This window comes from Leptolyngbya sp. 7M, from assembly GCF_018128485.1.
In genome coordinates, this window is record NZ_CP070897.1 from 6195434 (window position 1) to 6219694 (window position 24261).

23 protein-coding genes and 5 pseudogenes are annotated in these 24261 nt (G+C 49.9%); 18 read left to right on the forward strand and 10 right to left on the reverse strand.

Annotated features, from left to right (window positions below; translation table 11 throughout):
* Positions 1-41: 41 nt before the first annotated feature.
* Positions 42-383, forward strand: coding sequence for a hypothetical protein (locus JVX88_RS33050; protein ID WP_211622801.1), 342 nt, complete (start codon positions 42-44; stop codon positions 381-383).
* Positions 368-595 carry a hypothetical protein gene (locus tag JVX88_RS33055; RefSeq protein WP_211622804.1) on the forward strand — a complete coding sequence of 76 codons (228 nt, stop codon included), beginning with the start codon at positions 368-370 and terminating at the stop codon, positions 593-595. The genes JVX88_RS33050 and JVX88_RS33055 overlap by 16 nt, the downstream gene beginning before the upstream one ends.
* Before the next feature lie 108 nt (positions 596-703).
* Here JVX88_RS33055 and JVX88_RS33060 read toward each other — a convergent pair whose 3' ends face one another.
* Positions 704-1264 carry an SIS domain-containing protein gene (locus JVX88_RS33060; protein WP_317134527.1) on the reverse strand — a complete coding sequence of 187 codons (561 nt, stop codon included), beginning with the start codon at positions 1262-1264 and terminating at the stop codon, positions 704-706.
* On the opposite strand from JVX88_RS33060, the gene JVX88_RS33065 reads away from it, so the two are divergent.
* Complete coding sequence (locus JVX88_RS33065; RefSeq protein ID WP_211622806.1) at positions 1258-2544, forward strand: tetratricopeptide repeat protein; 1287 nt, start codon at positions 1258-1260, stop codon at positions 2542-2544. The two genes, JVX88_RS33060 and JVX88_RS33065, sit on opposite strands and share 7 nt — an antisense overlap.
* A gap of 662 nt (positions 2545-3206) precedes the next feature.
* Positions 3207-3842, forward strand: a complete 636-nt coding sequence (locus JVX88_RS33070) for a penicillin-insensitive murein endopeptidase (RefSeq protein WP_211622808.1) — start codon at positions 3207-3209, stop codon at positions 3840-3842.
* A 182-nt stretch (positions 3843-4024) separates the two neighbouring features.
* On the opposite strand, the gene JVX88_RS33075 is transcribed toward JVX88_RS33070, so the two are convergent.
* On the reverse strand, positions 4025-5047 hold the full coding sequence (locus JVX88_RS33075; RefSeq protein ID WP_211622811.1) for a WD40 repeat domain-containing protein: 1023 nt from the start codon (positions 5045-5047) through the stop codon (positions 4025-4027).
* A 3-nt stretch (positions 5048-5050) separates the two neighbouring features.
* Between JVX88_RS33075 and JVX88_RS33080 the strand changes: the two genes are divergently transcribed.
* Together JVX88_RS33080 and JVX88_RS33085 are read left to right on the forward strand one after the other, a co-directional pair.
* Positions 5051-5497: a hypothetical protein gene (locus tag JVX88_RS33080; RefSeq protein ID WP_211622813.1), complete on the forward strand. Its 447-nt coding sequence runs from the start codon at positions 5051-5053 to the stop codon at positions 5495-5497.
* Between the two features lie 138 nt (positions 5498-5635).
* Positions 5636-7588 (forward strand): CHASE domain-containing protein, encoded by a 1953-nt coding sequence (locus JVX88_RS33085; protein ID WP_211622816.1) that lies wholly within the window; start codon positions 5636-5638, stop codon positions 7586-7588.
* Here the strand turns inward: JVX88_RS33085 and JVX88_RS33090 are convergent.
* Together JVX88_RS33090 and JVX88_RS33095 are read right to left on the reverse strand one after the other, a co-directional pair.
* A complete protein-coding gene (locus JVX88_RS33090) occupies positions 7581-8132 on the reverse strand; it encodes an Rpn family recombination-promoting nuclease/putative transposase (protein WP_211622818.1) in 552 nt (183 codons plus the stop codon). The two genes, JVX88_RS33085 and JVX88_RS33090, sit on opposite strands and share 8 nt — an antisense overlap.
* 58 nt (positions 8133-8190) lie before the next feature.
* Positions 8191-9171, reverse strand: coding sequence for a DUF4351 domain-containing protein (locus JVX88_RS33095; RefSeq protein WP_211622820.1), 981 nt, complete (start codon positions 9169-9171; stop codon positions 8191-8193).
* A 758-nt stretch (positions 9172-9929) separates the two neighbouring features.
* Here JVX88_RS33095 and JVX88_RS33100 point away from each other — a divergent pair.
* The 5 genes from JVX88_RS33100 (at position 9930) to JVX88_RS33120 (ending at position 13294) form a co-directional block, all read left to right on the forward strand.
* Positions 9930-10112: a hypothetical protein gene (locus tag JVX88_RS33100; protein WP_211622822.1), complete on the forward strand. Its 183-nt coding sequence runs from the start codon at positions 9930-9932 to the stop codon at positions 10110-10112.
* 594 nt (positions 10113-10706) lie between these two features.
* Positions 10707-11486, forward strand: coding sequence for a GH3 auxin-responsive promoter family protein (locus JVX88_RS33105; RefSeq protein ID WP_211622824.1), 780 nt, complete (start codon positions 10707-10709; stop codon positions 11484-11486).
* A 107-nt stretch (positions 11487-11593) separates the two neighbouring features.
* A complete protein-coding gene (locus JVX88_RS41430) occupies positions 11594-11803 on the forward strand; it encodes a hypothetical protein (protein ID WP_211622826.1) in 210 nt (69 codons plus the stop codon).
* A 55-nt stretch (positions 11804-11858) separates the two neighbouring features.
* Positions 11859-12647: a DUF4347 domain-containing protein gene (locus JVX88_RS33115; protein ID WP_211622828.1), complete on the forward strand. Its 789-nt coding sequence runs from the start codon at positions 11859-11861 to the stop codon at positions 12645-12647.
* A gap of 2 nt (positions 12648-12649) precedes the next feature.
* Positions 12650-13294, forward strand: a complete 645-nt coding sequence (locus JVX88_RS33120; RefSeq protein ID WP_211622831.1) for a patatin-like phospholipase family protein — start codon at positions 12650-12652, stop codon at positions 13292-13294.
* A 215-nt stretch (positions 13295-13509) separates the two neighbouring features.
* Here the strand turns inward: JVX88_RS33120 and JVX88_RS33125 are convergent, their stop codons facing one another.
* Positions 13510-13884: a hypothetical protein gene (locus JVX88_RS33125; RefSeq protein ID WP_211622833.1), complete on the reverse strand. Its 375-nt coding sequence runs from the start codon at positions 13882-13884 to the stop codon at positions 13510-13512.
* 24 nt (positions 13885-13908) lie between these two features.
* Here JVX88_RS33125 and JVX88_RS33130 point away from each other — a divergent pair, with 24 nt between their 5' ends.
* From JVX88_RS33130 to JVX88_RS33145, 4 genes and pseudogenes are all read left to right on the forward strand, one after another.
* Entirely contained in the window at positions 13909-14430 is a 522-nt protein-coding gene (locus JVX88_RS33130) for a hypothetical protein (RefSeq protein WP_211622835.1), read from the forward strand.
* A gap of 3 nt (positions 14431-14433) precedes the next feature.
* Positions 14434-15093, forward strand: coding sequence for an ASCH domain-containing protein (locus JVX88_RS33135; RefSeq protein WP_211622837.1), 660 nt, complete (start codon positions 14434-14436; stop codon positions 15091-15093).
* Between the two features lie 22 nt (positions 15094-15115).
* Positions 15116-16009: pseudogene (locus tag JVX88_RS33140) on the forward strand (chlorophyll a/b binding light-harvesting protein); the annotation flags it as partial.
* Between the two features lie 147 nt (positions 16010-16156).
* Positions 16157-16420: pseudogene (locus JVX88_RS33145) on the forward strand (chlorophyll a/b binding light-harvesting protein); the annotation flags it as partial.
* Here JVX88_RS33145 and JVX88_RS33150 read toward each other — a convergent pair.
* Complete coding sequence (locus JVX88_RS33150; RefSeq protein WP_211622839.1) at positions 16404-16769, reverse strand: DUF4347 domain-containing protein; 366 nt, start codon at positions 16767-16769, stop codon at positions 16404-16406. The pseudogene JVX88_RS33145 and the gene JVX88_RS33150 overlap by 17 nt on opposite strands.
* A 708-nt stretch (positions 16770-17477) precedes the next feature.
* A pseudogene (locus JVX88_RS39810) lies at positions 17478-17675 on the reverse strand (IS701 family transposase); the annotation flags it as partial.
* A 45-nt stretch (positions 17676-17720) separates the two neighbouring features.
* Between JVX88_RS39810 and JVX88_RS41435 the strand changes: the two are divergent.
* Positions 17721-18314: pseudogene (locus JVX88_RS41435) on the forward strand (histidine kinase dimerization/phospho-acceptor domain-containing protein); the annotation flags it as partial.
* On the forward strand, positions 18306-19211 hold the full coding sequence (locus tag JVX88_RS41440) for a sensor histidine kinase (protein WP_263975668.1): 906 nt from the start codon (positions 18306-18308) through the stop codon (positions 19209-19211). The pseudogene JVX88_RS41435 and the gene JVX88_RS41440, both read left to right, overlap by 9 nt.
* A 90-nt stretch (positions 19212-19301) precedes the next feature.
* On the opposite strand, the gene JVX88_RS43530 is transcribed toward JVX88_RS41440, so the two are convergent.
* Positions 19302-20810, reverse strand: coding sequence for a cation-transporting P-type ATPase (locus JVX88_RS43530; protein WP_211622850.1), 1509 nt, complete (start codon positions 20808-20810; stop codon positions 19302-19304).
* A 623-nt stretch (positions 20811-21433) separates the two neighbouring features.
* Here JVX88_RS43530 and JVX88_RS44685 point away from each other — a divergent pair.
* Positions 21434-22474: pseudogene (locus tag JVX88_RS44685) on the forward strand (glycoside hydrolase family 38 C-terminal domain-containing protein); the annotation flags it as partial.
* Positions 22475-22688: 214 nt separating this feature from the next.
* Here the strand turns inward: JVX88_RS44685 and JVX88_RS39825 are convergent.
* Positions 22689-22967, reverse strand: coding sequence for a hypothetical protein (locus JVX88_RS39825; protein WP_225931869.1), 279 nt, complete (start codon positions 22965-22967; stop codon positions 22689-22691).
* A gap of 4 nt (positions 22968-22971) precedes the next feature.
* A complete protein-coding gene (gene lysS, locus JVX88_RS39830; RefSeq protein WP_317134528.1) occupies positions 22972-23964 on the reverse strand; it encodes a lysine--tRNA ligase in 993 nt (330 codons plus the stop codon).
* Positions 23965-24261: the final 297 nt, after the last annotated feature.

Here is a 24261-nt window from a genome sequence, read left to right on the forward strand (position 1 = left end):
CCGCTCGTTCCAGGCACCAAAAAATACAGTTTCCGCATCATATGCTCCCGCTTGAAGGCTGGACTCGCTCAAGCTTTATTTCTATATTGCTGAGCGCAATTTGGCAATATGAGGAGTTGGGAGTCAGGAGTCAGGAGTTGAGCATACTCGCAAACGACAGACTGGGCTATCTGGCGTGGCTCTTGAGCAGGGAACTGCTGAAGCTGAAGCTGGCAGTTCATCAGAACCCTTACCAACAAGGCATTTACCATGAGAAGCTGAGAATTTTAAGGAATCAAGATGACCAGGTGGTTGTCTTTACAGGTTCAGCCAATCAGAGTGCCAGTGGGCTGATCGCCAACTTCGAATGTATTGATGTGTTTCGCTCATGGCGATTGCAATAGAGCTTTACCAGAAAATTCAGCTTCAGGCGTTGCTGGTGGTGTGCCCATACCGACATCTGGTGAAGCAGTGGGCAAGGGAGTGCCAAAAGGTGAGGTTAGCGCCAGTACAGGTGCTTGAGAATGTTCGAGTCTGGCAGGGGTTGCTTTCAACCCAACTATATAATGTGCGGTCAGGTTATCAGCCCTTTCTAACATCAGGAGTTTTGGCATGACCCATGATGAGCGGGGCGAAAAAGTATTACAGGATTTAAGGGCACGAGCCAGAGATATACCTAAGCATTGTTTTCGTTGAGCAAACCATCCGAGTCCTCCTGATGCAACTACTCAACCGTTACCGACTTCGCCAGGTTGCGTGGCTGATCCACGTCTAAACCTCGGCGAGCTGCAATATGATAGGCCAAAAATTGCAGCGGAATTACGGTCAGCAATGGCGAGAGCAGCTCTTCTACTTCTGGAACCGGCAGCAGGTCGTCAAACACTTCCTGCGCTTCGTGGTCGTCCATAGGCGTCACGCCAATTAATCTAGCATCACGGGCTTTGGCCTCTTGGGCATTGGAGAGTACCTTCTCAAACACTAGGCCAGGCATGGCAATCGCCACAACTGGAACTTTGGCATCCAACAGCGCAATCGGGCCATGCTTCATTTCGCCGGCTGGGTAGCCTTCGGCGTGGATGTAGCTAATTTCTTTGAGCTTGAGTGCTCCTTCCAACGCAATTGGGAAGTTGATGCCGCGACCGATAAAGATAAAGTCTTGCGTCTCCTCAAACTCGTGGGCCAACTGCTCGACATAGCGCTCCTGCACCTCCAGAATCGACTCCACCTGGGCCGGAATCTGGCGCAGCTCCAGCACAATTTGCTCTAAGCGCTCTAAAAGTGCCAAAACCTACTCTTTCTTCAATAATAAGGGGGCGGATCGAAGATATAGCAGGACGGGCTCTATTTGCCCAAGAGCGATTTGAAGATTCGGCTGTAAGGTTCCGGCGCGCCCTAACTGTACTTCCGGCAAATAGTGTCTGGTGGCGGAATTCTATGTGGTGGCTAGGGACAGCACAAGAAGCTGCAGGAAAAGAAAAAGAAGCACTTGATTCATACGTTGCCAGCTATCGTTCCGAGCCGGGTTCCGGCTCACGGTATCTTGTGATCCGTTCGCTTTATCAAAAAGTTCACGGGAGTTTGGATGGACTCGAAAATCTAGTCGGCCCAAGTCCATTGACGATCGAGACCTCAGCAACGACCAAGATCGCTGACAAGATAGAGAGCAAACCAGATGAAGCTGGGGAGAAAGAGAATAGCGCGAATGTTAAAAGCATTGGTGGCGATGAAAATAAGCAAGGAAGTTTGTCGATCGAGGATCCAGACCCTGAAGCCATTAAACGATCTGTATCTAAGAATAGCGAAGATACTCAGGTGGAGAACGGGAAAGAAGATTTGAAGCCTTCGAGAAACGCGACTGAAGTCCCCAAGTTAAACAGAGACAGCAACAATACTTCTGAAGCGAAAGCAGAAACAACTACGACCAAAGAATCATCAAATACCGAAAGTGAGAACGATAAGCAAGCAACTGAGAATCCCGAAGATGCTAAGCCACCCGAAACGATTACACAACAGAACCCAACGACGGGGGGGAGAATAAATGAAAGCAATGCCTCCGCATCAAATACTAAGACATTATTTGATCCGGTTGTAATAACTGTCCCATCTAAAAGCGCTGCGGCCATCGGAGAAAATGGAAAAAAAACATTGGAGCCAGAACGCATTGTAAAACGAACTAACGGCGAAGTATCTTCGGATAATGAAAAGCCACCTGCATCTCAGGAAGAACCTGCGGCAGGTGCCGTCCGGAATAGATTGGTACCAGGACAGCCAGTAGAAGAAGACACGACGCTATGCTCCATCAACGTAAGCCAGAACAATGTAGTGCTTGCCGCTAACGGCGGAAGCATTCTTTTGTTGGTGGGAACTGGTGCAGAGCAGCAAGTTGCCTCGATCAAAGCAGTATCAAGCAGTCCGTTCGATCTCGAAATAAAACCAGAACCATCGATCGAAGGCGTCTCTGGCCGAGCACTCTTTTTACTGCGTTCTATCAGCTCGAAAACAGGACTTTATCAAGTAGCATTTTCACTCCCATGCGGACGTCAACTGAAGTTGCATTTTCGATAATATCAAAGCTAATAGAACCCTGAAGGAAAATGAGTTCATAAGAGATGAGGAAATTAAAGATGATACAGTAATCTGAAAATTTATATCCAGTTATCTAAATGATTATCTAGAAGAGGATAACGTATTTACTGTTTCAAACTTTTAGCAAGTGCTTCGCCCCTACTCAATTAATTTGGGCATTTATCAGGAATGGAACGACAAACAATTGATGATCGTTAAAGGTCATTTACGAAACTCGAACTTGTACTATTTTCCTTTGATAGGGCTACAGATCAGAAGATTCAACAGGCTGAATAGATCGCAAATCCTGTTGGGATCCCCCTATCTCCCTTACGAAGGCTACGGTGTCCACACAAGTCGAAGATCCCCCCTAACCCCCCTTCAATCAAGGGGGAAGAGGCGAAGCCTGTGCGCAGCACCTACCAATCAGGGATTGAAGTTCCCCCTTGATAAGGGGGATGTAGGGGGATTAACCCCAAGTCTAGTCATCAAAACGAATTCATTTTCGATCGACTGAGGCCACGTTGTACAGGTTCCGCAACTCAAAACTTAAAACTACGCGCTATGTCTAACAGCACGCGACCCGCAGAAGCAAGCTACAAAACTAAAACCTGATATTGATATTACTTGCTTCAGTTCCTTCAATTCTCTAGGAGTGAATTATGACAGCATTTCAACAAACTGGCCATTTCCAATCCCATCGCAGCCATAGCCACAAATGCTCCTGTATGGCGGATATTGGCTTTACTGCCGAGGAAATTGAACAGTTTACCTGGGGCATGCGCGGCCTATATCAGCAGCTACCTCCTGCTGGTCCAGGCTATGAGTGCTATGAGCCTGCCAAAAACTGCTACGGTCTACCAGAAGTAATTCAGGCAATCCAGTATGTTTGCACCGAATGGCACAAGCTCTACCCGAACGGACCTCGCGTTGGCATTGGTGATATCAGCTACCAAGGAGGTGGCTATATGCCGCCCCATCAGTCGCATCAGCATGGTTTGGATGTGGATGTGGCGCTAGTAGCGAGCAACCACGAAGAAATTCCCCTTACCTACTACGATGCGAAATATTCGCGTCAGCGTACTCAGCAGTTGATTGATCTATTTCAAAATAACCCGATTCTGGGCATTCGAGTTATTTTCTTTAACGATCCAGATGTGCATGGCGTGGAATATTGCGCCGGTCATGACAATCATTTTCACGTTAGTTTTCTTTCACCCGGCGTCAGTGCTGCCCCATACAGTTTTGACACTCCTGATTTAGTCTCAGTTTACAAGAAGTGTCAGATTAAGTCTTGACTATTACACTTAAGAGCAGGATTTAGGGGTACATCCCATCCAGATCTAGGTGAAGATATTGAGATCATGCGATCACCATACAGCGTCTCTCTCATACTAAAGGATCTCAGTGATCGCCCAGCACTTCAACAGTCTTTGCCACCAGACAGACTTATCCATAGCTCTTTCTCCGCAACTTAATATTAGTTCATCTCAATAGCCCCTAACACCCTTAGCGTCGCGTGCTGTGCTTCTGTTAACCCAGTTGCTCCAAAAATATTCATCCCTTCGTAAAGGCGATCGCTTTTCAAGACTCGCAGGCATTCCCCCGTTTCGACATCCCAGAGGCGAATGGTTTCATCAAAACTACCACTGGCAAGCAGCGATCGTCCGGTGGCATCCCGCCCAAACGCAACCGAAAAAATAGTGCCTGTATGACCGTGTAAGACGTTTAAGCATTGTCCAGCATCCACATCCCAGAGGCGAATCGTATGATCGGCGCTACCACTGGCAAGGATCTGCGGGCTGTTAGGTGCAGGGGGACGGAGGGTGAGCGATCGCACCAGTGCCGTATGCCCGTTCAGGCGTTGCAGACATTCACCTGTGGCAATGTCCCACTGCTTGATACTGTTGTCACTGCCAATACCGAGCAGCGTTTGTCCATCGGCAGAAAACTCGACTTCAAACCCTAATAAATCCTGCTGATCGAAAACCTGCTTACAGGTGCCTGTTTCCACCTGCCACAGTCGCACGATGCCATTCTTGGCAATACTGGCGAGCCATTGCCCGTCGGGGCTAAAGGTGACATGCCACACTGGAAAAGCGTGTCCAATCAGCGTGTGCAGATGCGTTCCGCTATGCAGATCCCAGAGTTTTACCGTAGTATCGTTACTGGCACTCGCCAGGATGCGTCCGTCTGGGCTGATTGCTGTCCCAAAGATACAGTTGGCGTGACAGGGCAGCGCATTGATACATTGTTGGGTTTGCACATCCCAGAGTTTAATCGTGCCATCGGAACTGCTGCTGACAAAGGTTCTGCCATCGCGGTTAAAGGTGACATCCCAAACCCAATGGGTATGTTCGTTAAAGGTTTTCAGACAGGTTCCATCCAAAGCGTTCCAGAGTCTGACCAGCAAATCTGTGGCGCTGCCGCTGACAATGTGCTGACCGTCGGGGCTAAAAGCCACAGACCAGACGCGATTAATATGTCCCTGCCAGGTTTTCAATGCTTGGAATCACCAATTCAAGCCACTCTCGATCATCTGGCTCCGATTCAGCTGTATGGCTATTATGGCGGCGGTTACAACCAAATCCACAATCATCGATTGCAACTGGTAACGGGACCAACGCTGGATCAGGTGATCGAACAAGTGATGCTGAAAACTGGGCTACTGCAAATTGGCTCACTGACCGCTTTGCAGCCAACCGTCCACGATTCGCCGGATCCTTGCTTTGAGCAGTTAACTCAGTTTCTCCACGCTCTATCAGAGCAGCGAGTGTATCGCTTCAGCTTCTGGAACAGCGAGCATTTTTACATGTTTGGTCAACCCACCATTGACTCATCTGGGACTGTGCCTCTGCAGCCCTCATCAGAGCATGATCCATCTAAACCCTCACCCAAAACAGCTACTTGGGCCGGAGTAGTATTGCGTAGCCGTTTCACCTACAATCCCTAGCTCAGCAGCGGCTCAGCAGAATAAATCTACTCGAAACTCTTTGCTAATTGCAGCCATAGCAGAATTAAATTGCCGTTTCCAGTCATTGCGCAACAGAGAGGGTTATTTTAGTACTGAGAGACGCAAAAGGAGACGGGTATGTCTGATTTCTCCGACCAACGGTCAGTACCGAAGCAGCGAGATGTGCAAGTTGCGGAAATTGGGACAGAGACGCTAGTGTTCCGGTCGCGGAGCTGGACGCGCCTGCGGTTTGAGCGGGAGTATGCTCGTCAGCGTGGTACTACTGCCAATTCCTATTTGATTCAGGCTACACAAACAGCGTTGATTGACCCGCCCGGTGAGTCTTTCACAGATATTTTTCTGGAAGAATTACAGCAACATCAGTATTACCAGCGGATTAACTACATCATTCTCAGTCATGTCAACCCGAATCGAATTGCCACATTGAAGCAGCTATTAATGCTGGCATCCTATGCGACGGTGATTTGCTCTAAGCCAGCTGCCAATGTGTTGCGGGCGGCGTTTGCTGATGAGCCGCTGGATAATCGGGTTGTTCAAGAAGATGGGGCTTTAGAGTTTGGCATTCAGTACGATGCTAACCGCATGTTTAATCTCCATATTGTGCGGGACGAGGAAGTGCTGAATTTAGGCAATGGGCATCAGCTTCAGTTTCGCTTTGTGCCAACACCGCGCCATCCCGACGAAATCTGCACCTATGACCCGGCCAGCGGCATTTTGTTTACTGACAAACTGTTTGGTGCCCATGTTTGCGGGGATGAGGTGTTTGATGCCCACTGGCGCACCCTCAGCGACGATCGCCGGCAGGCATTTGCCGAGTTCGTAGAGCGTCCGCTTCAGACCTATCCCGGTATTCAAGCCTTAGAGTGGGCACCGATCGTGCAACAAACCGATCGCCCTGCCTATGAAGCAGCCGTTCGAGCAGAGGGCTACCCTTCGTTTCAAATCACCGAATTGGCCAAAACGGGAAAGCTGGTCAGAGCGGGTCAACGCCCCTATTATGTGCCGGTCACCTATGTGGAACCATTGGCAGAAAATCGGTCTGCCTTTGGCTATGACCTCAATTCTGATCCAACTCGCGCTAGTGCTATTGCTCAGGCGAGAAAGACAGGTGAAATTACGGCAACCGGACGGATTCGCTTGGTGCAGGAACAGCGGGATCAGTTTGGGTTTCTGGTGTTTCTGCCACTTTACCAGAATCATCAACTTTCAGATTCACCACAGCTGCAATATCAACACGCAACGGGATTCGTGCTAGGTGTATTTCGCGTTTCGGATGTCGTTGAAGAAGCGTTAAAAAATCTGCAATATGAGATTGACTTTATAGTCTACGACCAGAGCGCCAACCCGACAGAACAATTTTTAGGACGATATGAAGCCGCTCGTAAACAGGTCACTACTCTAGAAAATTCCGAATTTGATCTAACTAGATATGCTCTCTGCGCTGTTCCAGCCGACTGTACCCAGGCTCTCACCATCGGCAACCGGCAGTGGGCAGTTGTGTTTTCACCAGCCGCTAGCTATCCCATCGAGATGCACTACGGTGCAATCGCCACTCTCTTGGGCGGCTTGTTACTCACCAGCGGCTTAGGATTATTCCTGTATCGCTTAAAGCGCGAACTAGAACAGACTCGCACCCTGAACGATTTGAAGTTTCGCTTTTTCTCGATGGCCTCCCATGAACTGCGAACGCCCCTCAGCACGATTCTGCTCTCAAGCGAATTCTTGCAGGCTAATTATGCTGCTCTGTCCGACATACAAAAACAAAGCAATATCCAGCGCATTCATGCAATTTCAAAGCAGATGAGTCAGCAAATTACAGATTTATTAATGCTGACGCGGGCCGAGGTAGGAAAGTTAGAGTTCCATCCAGAGCTATTAGATCTAGAACGATTTTGTCAACAGATTGTAGATGAGATGCAGCCCAGTTTAAATCAACCGATCCAATTTATCAGCACCGTTCAAACCACCAAAGCATTTCTAGACAAAAAACTGCTGCAATCGCTCCTGACCAATCTGCTCTCGAATGCGGCCAAATATTCACCTGCCAACACACCAATTCAATTCAAATGACCTCTATTATCGCTTGCTTCAGATCATCATTGCTCGTCTCCTGCTGAGTGCGGTTGATTAAATCACGAGCTTCTGCTGGAGCTTGCTCTGCTTCAATTGTTGTCAAAACCATCAGGGCTACCCCTACCGACAATTGCCGCATTTCGCCCAATTCATTTAGAAAGATGCGATGCACCTGTTCACTGTTCAATAGCGCTCGGTAAGGATGGCACTGGCTTTGCTCTATAGCTCGTGACGGGTAAATCACAATACTTTGCCAATCACTGTACCGTACCCGATTGCGATAGAAATATAAAAATGACTCACTAAACAATCGCTCATAAAGTTGCTCATCCTTCTGAAATTGCACCTCACAAAAATAAACAACGCCAGGAGTTCCTGTATTTGGAGGTAAAAATACACCATCAATTTCAAACTTTGGTTCTTTTACTGCAACTGAGTCAAAGCGGTAAGCTTGAGCATTGATTGGCGCGTTTGGTAGGAGTTCAAACAGTACCGAGGGAATTTGTTGAAAAATTTGGTAGAAGATAGAATCTCGACGCATCGGGGAAGCAGGTAACAGAATGCTTTAACTAACGGTGTTACTGCACAATGGTGGTGCTTTATGAATCACTTGATTCACTCAACTGATTCGCCTCCAGCCAAGCCTCTAACTCTGCTAAGGCTGAAAACTCCAACAGCGCTTCCCCCAGCGCTTCTAATTGCTCTACACTCAAGCTCAAAACTCGATTCCGCAACTCCTCTGGCACTGGCCCTACTCGTCGTGCTAACAGCCGCAGGACTAAAGCGGCCTCTCCTTCCCGCCGACCTTCTGCCCGACCTTCTGCCCGACCTTCTGCCCGACCTTCTGCTAATGCCTCTGCCCGCCATTCTTGATAAATTACCGATTCGCGCATGATTTCTCTCCGGAGTATTCGTTGAATTACGCTTTTTTCTAATACTAATCCAGCTAACACCGCTGTTGATGCGGCCACATCCCTCTGCATCTGTCGATCAGCTATCCCATCGACTGCTAGTGCCACTTGTTGCAGGGTTTCGATCCGATTTTGAGTTTGTCCAAGCACCGCAAATGGTAATAACCCTGGATACTCAAAAAACACTTGGCTCGGTTGTTCCCATAGGCGAATCACTTCATAGTGATGGCGCATTCCACCTGCTATAAATTCCTGTTGATACACTAGCTCTGAGCTGGTTTCTGCGAGATAGATTACCACCTGCCGCAGACGTTTATAGGGAAACCGTCGATAGATTCGTAAGCACGACACCACACCGCTAATCACCCGCTTTTGCTCATCCAGGTCGGCTACTGTGTCGCCTAACAAGGGCGCAAATCCGACAGTCACGGTTTCGATTGGAGCACGGCTGAGCAGGGCCACCCCGTTGTAGGATTTTTGCCCAGAGATGTACACTTGATAGCCAAGGGCTTCGATTGCCGCTGTAGGAAATTCTGCATCGGTGACTTTAGTTTCCTGCAAACACAGCACATCGACCGGATTATTTTCCAACCGATTATTTTCCAACCAACGAATCAAATGGTCTAAGCGCGTCCGAATTGAATTGACATTCCAGGTTGCAACGTTCATTTGTTTCCCTTGCCGCAAACAAATAACCCACGCGGGTACTGACACAGCCCCACTGCATCAGCCTTACTAGAGATAGTTAACCTTACCATCAAAGGGATCGGGTATGTCATCTGCTGGAAATAACAGACCAAAGAAACCCAAGCCGGGTACGGGTAGACCGCAATCTGGACCAAAGCCACCCAAGCCAAAACCGCCAGGAAGCGGTCCTGCGAATAAAGGCTAAGCAACTTTATTAATCTTGTTAAAGTTCTGCTCCTTCCGCTTGTTTCTATTGAATACTGCTCATAGGGTCAGGCGGAAGTATCGAACTAATGCCCTACACCGGGATTGACAGGACTATTTTTGGCAGCTTATGTAGACGTAAAGTGGTGTCTTGAAAAAGGAGCCAACGTCTCAATGCTGAAGAAAACTAGTTTGCGATTTAGCTCTCACTGTTCTGGAGCGGAAAGGAAACTCGTCAACGTCAAACTTCTCTTGCCTTTGGTTTGTGGAAGTGTCCTATTCAGTTCTAGCTGGATTAGTCCAACTAGCGCAGAAACAGTTCCTGATACCCTTCCGTCACCTACTGGTACTCTTTCCTCAGATGAAGAGTTCAAAGCGGTGGAAATGGTATCCGAAAAACGGCGCAGACCGAGACCACCTAGGCCCAAGCCACCGGGAGCTAGTCCTGGCAGTAAAGGCTAAGCAACTTCGCTAAGTTGTTTGGATGCGACCTTCTGATCAGAGAATTGAGCTAGATTGCTCGTTCTCGTAACGCCATGAAACAATTTTCCCTGTTGGGTGGCTTGGTCGGAAGTGTCATGATTGGGGCTGGGTGGGTGAGTCCGACGGTCGCGGAGATTGTTCCAGACTCGACCCTATCCCAGCCTTCTAGAGTCACTCGCTCTGGTAACCGCACTGTGATTACGGAAGGCACAAGGCGCGGTAGCAACCTATTTTAAGGGTGGCTTGACCCTGAATAAAGTGCATGTTCAACAGGTTAGAGAAAAGGCTAAATGTCGGAATTTTCAGCCGTAGATCCAGATGACTTGAAGTGACCTCTACAACAAAATTAGCGCTACTGAATCGGCGGCTCAATTAACGAGCATTTGTACCATTTGAAGCATTTCAGGCACTTTTGTTCCTTTTCAGTGGTCATTCCTAAACATCCTTTGCAAATTGTTGCGGGTAGTACTGAGCAAATCCAGCGTATGAATGGGTGGTACTTATGAATCGTTGCACTAAGGTGGTTGTACTGTAAATAATCTCACTGAGTAATTCTACTATCACTCCTTTGTCTACCCGCTATCGACCGATTGTATGAGCTGACTGGATCAACCAGTGTATGAGCCAGTTTGCCTCCATTGTAGGAAGTTGGCCTGCACTGAGCTGAGCCAGGATAAAGCAGGTTTAAACCGATTGGTTTAGACAATTGGACTAGGAAATTATTATCGTTTTTCTGGTCTTTAAGCAACTATTCCTACTAGAGTAAGGAGCAGTTGCGATTCGTTATCGGTCGAAATCTGTCGAAACGTTGAAAATTCTGTAGAACTTCTATGGCCAATCTTGTGCTGCCATTGGTGAAAGCGTATGCAACCTATGCCAAGGCAAACTTTGTGCGTAAAACTCGGCAACCTCTGCAAACTCAAGAGCAGTTCTTGCGGCAACTCTTGCAGGTGCAGCAGGGAACCGAACTGGGACAAGAATTTGGGTTAGGTGAGATTAAAACGATCGATCAGTTTCGTGACCGGGTGCCAATTCTGCCCTATTCCAGCTACGAGCCGTATACCGATCGCGTGGCCCGCGGCGAGCCAAACGTGCTCAACGCCGACCCGGTACTTTACATCAACCTGACCAGCGGCACCACCGGCAAGCAAAAAATGGTGCCTGTGACCCATCGCTTCGCGTCGTCGTTGGGTAAGGCCAATGCAGCAGCTCTGGGATTTTTGCTAGAAGCATTGTCTAAACACTCGGTTGGTCGGGAGCGCAAGCTGGAGTTTGGCCGCGTGGTTTCGGCCAATTCGGTACGGTTGCAGGGGCGGACCGAGGCGGGAATTGAATATGGTCCGGTGACGGCAGGCAACTTTCGGATGAATCGGGCTTTACTAGAGCAAGGGTTCGCCCAACCCTTTGCGGCAATGGAAATTTCGGAAAGCGTTAGTCGTCACTATGTCTGTCTGCTGTTTGCCCTCACCAATCCGGCGGTGCGCGGTCTCACAGCCAGGTTGATCACTCGATACTCCTGGAGAGTCCGCAAGCCCAGCACTCGCGATTCAAAGCGGTCGGCAATCATCACCGAAGCAGCAGGCGGCAGGATGTTGACCAGCACCGGGTAGACCGGCAAGTTATACCGCTCCTCGGCTAAAGCGGCATAGGCGCGCATCCGAGCAGGCAGGTTGGCCTGATAGCGCAACTGCAACTCATTCAACCCCAGGAACTCGCCATGTTCAGGACTGCTGACTTTCACCAACACATCGTTATCGCGACTGAGCCACTGGAACTCGGAGCCGAGGATCTCCTGGGCCACCACGTCGGGCTGCTCTGTCACCCACTGCACCAAGGCGGTAGGAGCGAGGCTGATCAATCGCTTGCCGCCAATATCTGCTTTTTTCGCCAAGGTGTATCTTCCTGTCCTGTTTGTCTCTCAGTATAGTCGCTGCCGAAGTGGCAATTGATTGTTGTTTTGTTGTATTTCTCTAGAGGTTACTATGTCTCATCTCCAAAGTTCTCGTTTCGTTTCGTCTGTTTCTCCTGCGACTGAGATTGCCTTCGTCGATGCGGGTGTTGCTGATTCCAATTCGCTGATTGCCCAATTTCAACCCGGCACTGAGGTACATCTGCTCGATTCGTCTCAAGATGCGATAGCACAAATCACCCAGGTGCTAGCGACTCGTTCTAACCTCAGTGCCGTTCACATCGTTTCGCATGGCAGCAGTGGCGCGTTGCAGTTGGGTGAGACAACTCTCGATGACTTGAGCACCTACGATGCTGAGCTGAAGCAGTGGGCAAACTCGTTAACAGCAGATGCTGACATTCTGCTCTATGGCTGCAACGTGGCAGCAGATACAAGCGGTAAATCATTTGTTAACAGTCTGGCTCAACTTACAGATGCAGATGTGGCGGCTTCGGATAATTTGACCGGCATGGGCGGCGATTGGGAGCTGGAATACAGCACTGGGGCAATTGAAACCACTGCGATTGCTGCCTTGGGCTACAGTTCTACGCTGGCCAACTTCACGGTCACCACGCTCAGCGATGTCATCAACCCCAACGATGGTGCGATTAGCCTCAGGGAAGCGATCAACGCCGCTAACGCGCTTGACGGTACCGACAACATCTTCTTCGGCGTCAACGGCACCATCACCCTGAGCGGTTCAGAGCTGACGATCAGCAGCAATCTCAACATCTTCGGCAATGGCGCTAGCTTCACCACAGTCAGCGGCAACAGTGCCAGTCGCGTCTTCAACGTCAATAGCGGCACTGTCAGCGCGATCTGAAAGTGGTAGCTTCGGATATCAGTCGCGGTGAAATGCTGGTATTGCCTGACGACTTGGATCGCACAGATGTAGCCGATCCCCAATACCGGGCACTCAAACAGCTGCTTGCTACTCCCTTGACCGATTGCAACCAGTTTGAAGTGGCAGAAGCAGTGCGTCTGTCGATGAGTATTCCCTTTTTCTTTGAGCCGGGCATTCTAGGAAGCCCCAAAGATCCAAACGCTCGCCGGATTGTGGACGGAGGCATTCTCAGTAACTTCCCTCTCTGGATCTACGATTTCAAACCCAGTCCAACCGAACCGACCAAACGATGCCCACGTTGGCCTACCTTTGGCTTGCGCTTGGTCGAGCAGGATAATCGCAGTGACAAACCAATCACGGGTCCGTTTGACATGCTGGGCGCGATGTTCAGAACCATGATGGTGGCGCGGGACCAGTATCACCTCAATCAAGCCAGCCGCGACCGGGTAATTGAAATTGATGTCACTGAGGCCAACGTCACGGCCACGGAATTTAACCTGACCGATGAGAAAAAGCGCATCCTCTACCGGCTGGGCTATCTACACGCCAAAAACTTCTTGCTCTATGCCTGGGACTGGGAGAAACACCTGCTGCGGCGCGGCTTTGAGCCACAGGACTGCGATTAATTTGTTGGCGTATTACTTGCGCTGGTTCATGGCCGAAACGCCGCTAAACAGCATGACTAATCCACCCAGTAAGATGGCTGCTGCTAGGCCGCCTGCCAACCAATCCATCCAAGCCGTACTTTCCATAGGCAAAACCAGAATAAAAAACCAGAAACAACAGGGAGAATGGCATCGCGATTCAGTTCGATGGCGCTTCTAAGGGCACTTCAACAGCATTACTTTTGCCCGAAGCCCTGTCCTCGTGTCCCTTTTGACCATACCACGAGTTCGCCTGCGGCACCGCCAGCCGCTAATTGGTGTCCTTTGGCATGCCAGCAGAGGCTAGAGAACCCGTTGGGTGCTCCGTCAAGCATCTGCCCCAGCCGCCGCTTTTGCCATAACACCACCCAGCCATCAGCTCCAGCCGTTGCTAAAGTCGATGTTCCTGGCTGAAATTGCATCGCCTCGATGCGGGCATCATGCTGTCCCAAGACCTGCCCTTCCCAACCCACTCGCTCATCGGGATGCTTTTCCCAAACGACGATGCTTTCAGAACTGGAGGAGGCCAGTAAGGGAGCACCCCGCTTTAAGGCGGTATCGGACCAGACCAACTGCCGAATTTTGATTCAACGGCAGTGTTTAGCCCGGAAGCCGCTTTGGCTGCGTTTCAGCGCGGAAATTCAAAGATCGAAGGGATAGTCTGCACTAAATACAGCGGTTCTATTTATAGAGCACGCGGGGCAAGGGTCAGCCTGTTTCCGGTAACGCCATATCTTAATGATTGGTACAAATTGCGTGAAAAGGAAGAGGGCAAAAACAAGGCGATCTTTATGTCGAACGAGGCCGTTAGCTACCGGATCGACGTTATAGCCAATGATGAGGGTCGATTCTATTTTCTCGATCTAAAGCCTGGGCGATATTTTATACAGGTGTTTCATAATTTTACTTCACGGCATTCTGGACGTGCAGATCGCGGCTCTTCGACCGAAATGATCAATGGAGTGCTGACCACGACGAACTATTATGAAGATTACGATTACACCGTCGGACACGCTAACCGGATCGAAAAATTCGTGGAGATCAAAGCCGACGGCGAAGAGCAAAAAGTAACCTTGATGAAGGGCGGTGGCATCTTTAAGATTGGAGGCTGCGGTTAGGCGTTGGCAGCATCGTGTTATTTTGGGTATTATTCCTGGGTCGGCGTCGCTGCCGACCTTTTTATGCTTATAAAGAACACGATCTTGGAACGCATTAAGGCCGGAGAGATATCTATACTATTTAGGCGCTGGAAAAAGTGCGGCGTAAAGGCCGGCGGTACACATATGACGCAGCTTGGCGTTTTAGGCATTGATTCAGTGACGGTTGTTTCGGAAGCAAAGATCACAGCGAAAGATGCGAAGGCCGCTGGATTTGCATCAAAACAGGGATTGCTGGATTCGATACCACCTGCTGATGACGCGACGGAGATCTATCGCATCGGCGTTCATTGGGTCGGTGAGGATCCGCGGAAAGCTCTGCGTTCTAACGATAAAATGTCCGAGGCTGAACTTGCGGAGGTCATTGAGAAGCTAAAGAAGCTTGACGGGGGTAGCAAACGCGGCCCGTGGACGCGACAGTATCTGCAGATGATCCATGATCAACCGAACACACACGCCGCGATCCTTGCAGAACAGGTCGGCCAAACTATTCCAACTTTCAAACCCTGGGTCCGTAAACTAAAAGCGCTCGGCCTGACCGAATCTTTGAGACCAGGTTATCGACTTTCACCGCGAGGCAAAAAAGTGTTAGCTGCGATCAGGCAGAAGAAGGGTCTTCAGTGAATAAGCGAACGGATCGTCCCAGTATTTTGGTCTGGTCGTGATCAAGGGGCGATCAGTTCGACGGAATCAGGGATTGATCGTTTTACCGAACCTGGCAAGGCTGGGACTGGGCGTAGGTGAGGGTGGCGCGATTGTCGATACCTATCCCTACTTCGCGGTTGGTGTGGTGCATTTGATCAGCTCAGCCGTTTTGGGCGCGGGTGGCCTGTTTCATGTATTTAAGGGACCCACCAAATTGGAAAACCAGTCCAGCTTCTTTGGCTACCGCTGGGATGATGCCGATAAAATGACGACGATTTTGGGCATTCATCTGGTGCTGTTGGGAATTGGTGGCCTGATGTTGGTGGCTAAAGCAATGGCATTTGGTGGCCTATACGACCCCACAATTCACAACGTGCGGCTGATCACGAATCCTAACCTCAATGCTGCTGCCATTTTTGGCTATTTGTTTGGTGCAGGCGGCAGGTTCTGGTTGGCTAGTGTGGATAATCTAGAAGATGTCGTGGGTGGGCATATTTATGTCGGTTTAATGTGTATTCTAGGTGGCGTTTGGCATATTCGCACTAAACCGTTCACCTGGGCTAAAAATTTATTTGTCTGGTCGGGTGAGGCTTATTTATCCTATAGCATTGGTGCAGTAAGTTTGATGGCATTTATTGCCACGTTGTTTGTTTCAGTCAATACCATTGCCTTCCCGCCCGAATTCTTTGGACCTACCTTAGCACTCAAGTTTGATCGCTTTCCGGTATTTGTTAGTCCAGATGGCGTGTTGACCTCTCGCGTCTGGCTCGCTAATGCCCACTTCTGGCTCGGCTTCTTCTTTTTGCAGGGGCATCTCTTTCACGCCCTGCGAGCCGCTGGCTATAGCTTCAGGCAGGGCAAAATGGTGGCATTTCCGCGTGGACAGGCGAGTTAGTCTCTAGTTTACGTTTCCAACCCCCTAAGCATTCAAGATTTTATTCCTATGACTGCAACTAGTGCCGAAGTCAACTCTACACCAATTGATTCTCCTGATTCATCAATCGGAGATTCGTTGATCACGACTACCTACGTTACCGATTCCATGAATCCCACGTCCTGGTGGGCTGGAAACTTACGGTTTGCTGACCTCTCTGGCAAGCTGTTAGGAGCGCATGTGGCCCATGCTGGGCTAATTGTGCTATGGGCCGGAGCCATGACATTGTTTGAACTCTCTCGTTTCAAGCCGGCCCTACCCATGTACGATCAAGGACTGATTCTGCTACCCCATTTAGCCACGTTGGGGATTGGCGTCGGTGCAGGTGGACAGGTGGTGGATACCTATCCCTACTTCATGATTGGGATGCTGCTACCACATTGCAACCGTAGAGCAGAATGTCGGCATTGGTGGTGAGTGAACTTGACCACAGTTGTAATTCAGCATCATATTCACTCAGATTAACGACCGTTTCGTTACCCAACTGCAACGCGCCATTGCTACCATGCGACACAATGTGAACGGCGCTGACGTGGGAACGACTAGACAGAATCTGGGTGATTTGCTCAATTGCGTTCTGGTCTGGACTGAGCAGATGAATTTCGGTACCGGGCTGGAACTGGGAGATCAAGAACTCTGGATTAGCCACACTGGCATCCACAAACGCCAGTGACGACGAACTCAGGCTGGATAAACTACCGGAGGTTGAAGTATGAGCCATGGGAACCTCTATAGAAACGATACAGAACACGGATGACTAGTTTGCAAAGCTGCAAAAAGCAAACGTCGGATATTGGGGTTACATATCAGGCGCAGGAACAGTCCATAGCAAAGCAGGCCGCAGCAGTGGCCGTTTAGCATCTGGACTGAATGTATGAGTTTTCTCTAAAAATGTGGCGCGAGCTGAATCTATGCAGAAGCCTGATTGCTTCAGTCACGCCTTTCTCAGCCTTAGTTTGCTTAATCTGCTTGATTTAGACAATCAAGACAAGAAAATTGTGTAATAAATTTAACAAGATCTACGGTTTTAACGATAGCATTGCCCTTACATTTCCTTTATCTCAAGCTGTATGTGTCTAAGCTGCACAAGTAGCGTTCTAAAAGCGTTTTTGAGAATCAAAAGTTATTCATAATGCAGAGGCGAAAGAGAACTAGCCCCAAAGCTCCTATCACCCTGTAAATTACCCACTAACTTATGCAACACCAGTGATGGCGTGACGTTTTTTGCAGCCTACTGCTCTGCACCCTACATGCACCCTACAGAGACCTGTTCAGACTGTGCTGCTTAACTAGCTGGCTTTCCTAGTTAGATCCTATTTAGATAGATCTAACCAAGCATACAAGGAAAATAGAGTCCCGATGGTTTGAGAAAGTATTGGCTTTTGGTCTTGCAGGTAGGGAGTTTTCTGTTTAACCCTTTTCGGTCACTCTAAGCAGATGAAAAGATGATCTGGAAGTTCAACCGATGCACTAACGGATAGATAAATTCATTCATTTTATGCATCAACTGCTGAAACCCGATTTGCAGTGAAACAATCGGAAAGACCTCTAACCAACGCTGAAGCCAGTTGAAGCAAATCAACGGTTGGATGATTAAGCGCAAATTGTTGAGTAAGTTCTTCCAACCGCTTAGCGGAAGCAGGTCGAAGCCGATCTAGAGGCCCAGCAAGCCTTTTTGCGAACCATCATTAACGCGGTAGATAGCGCAATTTTTGTCAAGGATGCAGCGGGGCGTTTCTTGACGGCAAATCAAGCAACGGCTGAGATCTACGGCGTTTCTGTAGACGAGTTGCTGGGCAAAACTGATTTGGATTTCAATCCGAATGTTGTTCAAGTGGAAGAATTTTGGGCTACGAATCGAGAGGTGATGGCAACTCAGCGAAAGCAAGTGTTTTCCAGTCAAGCTATCCGCAATGCGCTTGGTGAAAATCGCTGGTACCGCACGACCATCAGCCCGTTTGTGAATGCAGAAGGTCAGATCAAAGGCGTAATTGGTGTCTGCTCTGATATCACCGATCTCAAAAACGCAGAGGAGGCATTGCGCGAGGCTAAGGAAGCAGCAGAAGCCGCCAATTTAGCCAAAAGTCAGTTTTTAGCGAACATGAGCCACGAACTGCGTACCCCCCTTAATTCCATCCTTGGCTTTGCCCAATTGCTCAGCCACGACATCAGTTTAGTCCAAGAACAGCAGGAACAGCTGGAAATTATTCTACGTAGCGGTGAACATCTACTGGAGCTAATCAACGATGTTTTGGAGATGTCTAAAATTGATGCTGGCAGAATTACTTTTAATGTCTCTAGCTTTGACTTATATGAATTGCTCAACAACCTGCAGGAAGCGCTACAGTTAAAAGCAACTGTTAAAGGATTATCACTCGTTTTTGATTGTGCCCTAAATGTTCCTCGCTATATTCAAACTGACGAAAATAAACTGCGGCAAGTACTCTTCAACTTGCTCGGCAACGCGATTAAATTTACGCCAGCTGGCGGTGTAACGCTCCGGGTTCGCCTAGAAGCCACTCGCAGATCTTTCCCGTCCATATCGACTGGAGGAGAGGATGGCGCAGGCGGACTGCCCCATCGTCTCTCTGATCCACTTCAGTTCCTGCTGTCGGCTCCAGATGTGATGCTGCTTTACTTTGCTGTAGAGGACACCGGGCCTGGGATCGCAATTGCAGAACTGGATAGTTTATTTGATCCGTTTGTTCAGACCGAAGCAGGACGCCAATCTCAAGAAGGAACAGGATTAGGTTTGGCCATCAGTCGGCGATTTGTGGAGCTAATGGGTGGCAAAATCAACGTTAGAAGCACCCAGGGTCAGGGAGCGACCTTCGAGTTTAAGATTCCGGCTTGCCCAACCCAACCCGAAAACCTGACAATTCACAGCAAGTCTCCTGCCGAGATTGTTGCGTCTGGACAGGATGCAGCTACCGTCAATCAGGTGATCAAGCTAGTGACACGAGCCGAGTTCAAACGCAAACAGGCTCCACCCGGCCTCAAAATCACCGATCGTGCCTTTGGTACAGGGTGGCGAATGCCGATTGCTAGCCGCTGGGTACCAACTCATAAGCACCAGACAATGCCGCTGACCCAACGCACAACCCAGATCGCTGAACAAAAGCAAAACCCCGGCGTCGGAAACCGGGGAAATGAATTGGTCTGAGGATGGTGCTAGAAACCTATGAGATTTAGAATAGGGCTACCGTATGACATCCGTAGGTCGATTGTTTGTCAATCCTGTCACATTGTTTTTCTATAGATAAAGTAATTTCTTCTCAGGCAATTCTGGTACACCAGCTGCAAACCGGGCTTGCAGTGCTCGCGTGTAGGGGAGCAGCAAACTCAGCTGATCGGGCTTAACTCGCGCCTGAATCTCCTGGACTAGAAGCTGGAGTACCGATTCAACCAAGGTCCAGCTTACTCCCACCGTTGGAAACACCATTTGACAGAGCGGCAACAGCTCCTGCTCAATTGCGGTCAGGTCATTCTCTAGCACGCAGAGCCACAGGTAGGCTTGAATCATATTGAGGTCTCGAATCGTGGACGCAGCAATCTCTGGGTTGCTAAATGCCCCGCGCCGACTGCACGACTTACCGTGAAGACTACTAGCCTGCTGGTACACCTCCTCTGCAATCGTCTGGCTATTCGGTAACATCTGCTCAACCAAAACGAAAGTTGGCGAAGCTGTTGAGTAGTGTTCTGCAGCCTGACAAATCCGCTGCCAAGGAATACAGACCTGCTCTTCTACAAACTTGAGATAGGGTGAAAGCAACACCTGTTCGTAAGGAGATAGGTGCTTCAGCAGTTCTCGCGTACTGAAGTGAAACTGTGTCGTCATAAATCCAATCGATCGGCGATTGGACGAACACAGATGCTGGGCTTGAAGCTGAAGTATGGCGGGTTCTACAGCCTCGGCGAGTTGAATTACGGTGGGCAACATCAGCGCCGAGAGAGCCAGCCTACTGAACACATCGCTAGAGACAGTCATGAAGCGGAGATATTGGCTAGGAGGCGGTTGTTGCAGATACACCTCCAGCATAGTGCTATAGACCTGCTCAACCGAGTCAGCGAACTGACGTGCTTCGGCTAAGTTGACGATATTGGGGAGGTAGGAGAAAAGCGAGTTGGTCTTTAATCCAGCGATTTGGGGCAGTTGGGTGTGGACCTGTTTGCTAACGGCATGGGCTTCCCCCGTGAGGGCCGCTTCTCGCACCTGCAAGTTGATCGCTTCCAGCAAGCGACCATCCGCTGCGACCTGCATACCGGCCTCCATCAACATCACATCCCCCGGTACCAGATCCTTGGCGTCAATCTCGCTAATTCGGCCTTCCCGCACCACGCGAACCCGTGGCGAGGCCAGATTTTTCAAGGCAGCCAGGGCTTTCTCGGCACGGCTCTCCTGCATGTAGCCCAAAATACCGTTGAGGATCACAATCGCCAGAATCGCGACCGTATCTTTGAAGGGAATGTCGCCTGCGGGCAGTTCTCCGGCTCGCCAGTCAGCAAAATCCAATAAACCTGAGATGATCGCCACTGCAATCAGCATGATCAGCATGATGTTTTTGAACTGATCGAGCAAGATCACCCAAGCGCTACGTCCGCCCGTGTCTTCCAGCTCGTTCAGGCCATATTGCTGCTGCCGTTCTGCCACCTGTTGAGCAGTCAAGCCAGTTTGACGGTTACTCTGCAACAGTTCCAGCGCTCGATCTGCATCGGAGGTGTGCCAGAGCATTCGCTGGCTCGCTTTTATTTCGGTGGTCATGGATTCAACGCGGCGACAATCAGAATAGTCAAAGAATAATCAGAAATTGATCACAAAACTCCATCCTAACCTTAAGCAGTCAGGGCGTTGGTACTTCTGACATGAGGAGTTACGCAAACAGTAACTTAATCGTAATCAAACTATAACCAGAGCCGTGAAGCTAGGGACTGAAGCTGGGGACTATAGCGATCCTATAACGGTTGGGAGTCAGAAGTCAGGAGTTAGGTTTTTGAACAGCCAGAATTCTTCCTAAGGAGGTGTTTGTAAACAATTTTGAAGTCTTGAAACGCGGCTCAAGCAGCTACCAAACAGTTCAAGCTTTTGTTTGATGCAGGAAGCGACTTTCTTTTGTGAAGTAGCAGGATGATAGCCTCGCGAGCATCCGGCAAAGGAGCGAAATCTTGATTTAGAAACGCAATCCTAGTATTCAAAAACTAGTATTCAAAAACTAGACTGTTGCCCATCTGACTCCTGGCTCCCGATTAAATTAACTTTCGTAAGGAAACCTAATCTTTAATGTCAAACTCTCAATTTTGTATTTTTTGATACAGTTTAATAGAAGTAAAGTAATATGCCAGGCGCTCTCTTCATTCACCCCGCCTGTGCAGGAGGAAACGTTTATTATGACAGCCACTCTTTTATCAGTTTTGTTTAACCACTTTCACGATATTCTGCCCGGTACATCAATTCCGCAAGTGTTTGTCGATGCCAATCGAGACTGGCAGGCGGCTCTAGATACCAGTTGGAATGTGCGGCAACAGGCGATGCAGGCAATTGCAGCCCAAATCAACCTACCGGCTCCACCCCATCCGCAGGCCCGCTTAGTTGTGGTGTTTAACCCCCTGAGCTGGACTCGCTCCGAACTCGTAACGGTTTCAATGCAGCAAACCCAGGATGAGCGTGCCTGTTTCTGGCAAATTTGGGACCTGAACGGACGGGAAATCCCCTCCCAACCCCACTGTTGGCGAGAAGGCGGCCAAACCTACTGTCAAATTTTCTTTCAGGCAGAAGCTGTGCCAGCGATCGGCTACCGCTGCTTCTGGGTGCTGCCCCGCAGTACGGGCAATCCCGTGCCGCCGGTAAACGATACCAACTTCGTCCTGGAAAACGATCGGTTGCGCGTCACGGTAGACCGGGCTACGGGGAACCTGTCCCAGCTTTTCGATAAGACCTATCGGCGCGATTTGCTCAGCCGAGGCGGCAACGAGCTGCAAGCCTTCCGCGATCAGGGTCAATACTGGGATGCCTGGGATATTGCTCCCAACTACGCCCAATATCCGCTGCCGCCAGCCCAATTGCAGCAAATTGTCTACGTAGATCAGGGCAGTCTCACCACCCGAATCCGGGTGGTTCGTCGCATCGGTCGCTCCACCTTCAATCAGATTTATATCCTGGACAAAGGCTCGTCTGTACTCAAGATCAACACCCAGGTCGATTGGCAGGAACGCCATGTCCTAGTCAAAGCAGCGTTTCCCTTCAACATGAATGCGGCTCGTGCCACCTACGAAATTCCCTGCGGGGTAATCCAGCGGACCACCCGACCCCAAACCCCAGCAGAACGAGCCAAATGGGAAGTGCCTGCCCTGCGCTGGGCTGACCTTAGCGATACCGCCAGCAGCGACTCCTACGGCGTCAGCATTTTAAGCGACTGCAAACACGGCTACGACGCCACCCCCAACCAGCTCAGGCTATCCCTCCTGCGCGGCTCCCAGTGGCCCGACCCCAACTCCGATCTGGGTCAGCACCAGTTCACCTATGCCGTTTACCCCCACGACCGCGACTGGAAAACCGCCCAAACTGTGCGACGCGGCTATGAGCTGAATCAGCCGTTGCGGGTACTGGTAGTAGCACCCAACTCCCTACAGCGCCAGGGCGGAATCACCCTGCCGCCCATCGGCGAGTTTTGTGGGAGTAGCCCTTGGGGAACGAGATTTGAAACAGACCGCTCTTTTCGCGGTAGGTTTGCTGCTGGGGCGTGGGGCTGGCAGAGGGAGTGGGTGAGACCGTGGGCGAAGGAGCAGGCAGAACCACCGTGGGGGATGGCGCAACCTCGGCAGTGGGTTCTGGTTTTTGGGTGCAGCCAATCAGCAGCAGCACCGCTCCGGCTAGCGACAGCAATCTTCGCCTGGATTGGTTCGTGGTTCTCAGAGGCTTCAACGTGCTACTCTCCCAATGAGACTTCTGGCTTTAAGAGCGGGAAGGCGATCACATCGCGAATGCTGGCACAATCGCATAGCAGCATCACTAACCGATCGATTCCCATACCCATTCCTACCGTAGGGGGCAGGCCATATTCCAGAGCGGTAACAAAATCTTCATCAATATCATGCGCTTCTAAATCTCCGGCAGCCTTACGAGCGGCCTGGGCCTCGAACCGCTCACGTTGGTCGATTGGATCGGTCAGCTCCGAGAAGCCGTTGGCCGTTTCGCGTCCGACAATGAACAGCTCAAACCGCTCTACCAAACCAGGCTTACTGCGGTGCGGCTTGGCGAGTGGCGAAATTTCCACCGGATAGTCAGTAATAAACGTGGGTTGAATCAAGGTCGCTTCCACCGTTTGTTCAAACGCTTCGTTCAGCAATCGACCGATCGAGTCGCAGTCCTCAATCTCTTTGAGACCAGCCGCTTTGGCAGCCTGTTTTGCCTCCGCCAGCGATTTGAACTGACTAAAATCCAAACCTGTTTGTTCCTGGACCGCCTCATGCATCGTGATTCTGCGCCACGGTGGAGACAGATCGATCGTTTGGTCCTGATAGTTCACCTGAAGCGTTCCCAGCACGGTTTGGGCCACGGTGGTGATCAACTCCTCCACGGTCGTCATCATGTCGTGGTAGTCACCGTAGGCTTGATAGACCTCAATCGAGGTGAATTCCGGATTATGGCGCGTCGAAATCCCCTCGTTGCGGAAAATCCGCCCCATTTCATACACCCGCTCAAAGCCGCCCACGACCAAGCGCTTTAGATGCAGCTCGGTGGCAATCCTCAGATACAGGTCCATCTCCAGCGTGTTGTGATGGGTAATAAACGGACGGGCATCGGCTCCACCGGCTTCGGTTTGCAGGACAGGCGTTTCGATTTCCAAAAAGCCCCGCTCGTCAAAAAAGCGACGGATGGCAGCAGTGATCAGGGCACGCTTGCGGAAGGTATGCCGCACTTCTAGCTTTGGATAGTTTTTCAGGGATAACTAAATACTCTGTCAGCTTTTTCACTAATGTCAGCCCTAACCTAGTTTCATCGTGTTTCCAGCGATCGCCTTTATCCTACTCCCTCACAGCAACAGGGGTGTTTTACCCATATCCAGTCTTGCCAGCCAATCAGGAATAGTAAGTGGTTGTGTAGTTTTTGACAGAAGGTTCCCGACTTTAACAACGAATTGGTCAAGGTCAATTGGCTTGATTTGATAGGCTTCAACCTTAACCTTTATGTGCTCGGCAAGATTCATTGCAGGACA

What these genes read in the sequence shown, in the direction of transcription:
- JVX88_RS43530 (WP_211622850.1), bottom strand. Translation starts at nt 20,810, where the DNA reads ATGACCACCGAAATAAAAGCGAGCCAGCGAATGCTCTGGCACACCTCC.
- JVX88_RS41440 (WP_263975668.1), top strand. Translation starts at nt 18,306, where the DNA reads ATGTCTAAAATTGATGCTGGCAGAATTACTTTTAATGTCTCTAGCTTT.
- JVX88_RS33070 (WP_211622808.1), top strand. Translation starts at nt 3,207, where the DNA reads ATGACAGCATTTCAACAAACTGGCCATTTCCAATCCCATCGCAGCCAT.
- JVX88_RS33100 (WP_211622822.1), top strand. Translation starts at nt 9,930, where the DNA reads ATGAAACAATTTTCCCTGTTGGGTGGCTTGGTCGGAAGTGTCATGATT.
- JVX88_RS41430 (WP_211622826.1), top strand. Translation starts at nt 11,594, where the DNA reads ATGTTCAGGACTGCTGACTTTCACCAACACATCGTTATCGCGACTGAG.
- JVX88_RS33150 (WP_211622839.1), bottom strand. Translation starts at nt 16,769, where the DNA reads ATGGCTCATACTTCAACCTCCGGTAGTTTATCCAGCCTGAGTTCGTCG.
- JVX88_RS33115 (WP_211622828.1), top strand. Translation starts at nt 11,859, where the DNA reads ATGTCTCATCTCCAAAGTTCTCGTTTCGTTTCGTCTGTTTCTCCTGCG.
- JVX88_RS33090 (WP_211622818.1), bottom strand. Translation starts at nt 8,132, where the DNA reads ATGCGTCGAGATTCTATCTTCTACCAAATTTTTCAACAAATTCCCTCG.
- JVX88_RS33085 (WP_211622816.1), top strand. Translation starts at nt 5,636, where the DNA reads ATGTCTGATTTCTCCGACCAACGGTCAGTACCGAAGCAGCGAGATGTG.
- JVX88_RS33105 (WP_211622824.1), top strand. Translation starts at nt 10,707, where the DNA reads ATGGCCAATCTTGTGCTGCCATTGGTGAAAGCGTATGCAACCTATGCC.
- JVX88_RS33095 (WP_211622820.1), bottom strand. Translation starts at nt 9,171, where the DNA reads ATGAACGTTGCAACCTGGAATGTCAATTCAATTCGGACGCGCTTAGAC.
- JVX88_RS33055 (WP_211622804.1), top strand. Translation starts at nt 368, where the DNA reads ATGGCGATTGCAATAGAGCTTTACCAGAAAATTCAGCTTCAGGCGTTG.
- JVX88_RS33050 (WP_211622801.1), top strand. Translation starts at nt 42, where the DNA reads ATGCTCCCGCTTGAAGGCTGGACTCGCTCAAGCTTTATTTCTATATTG.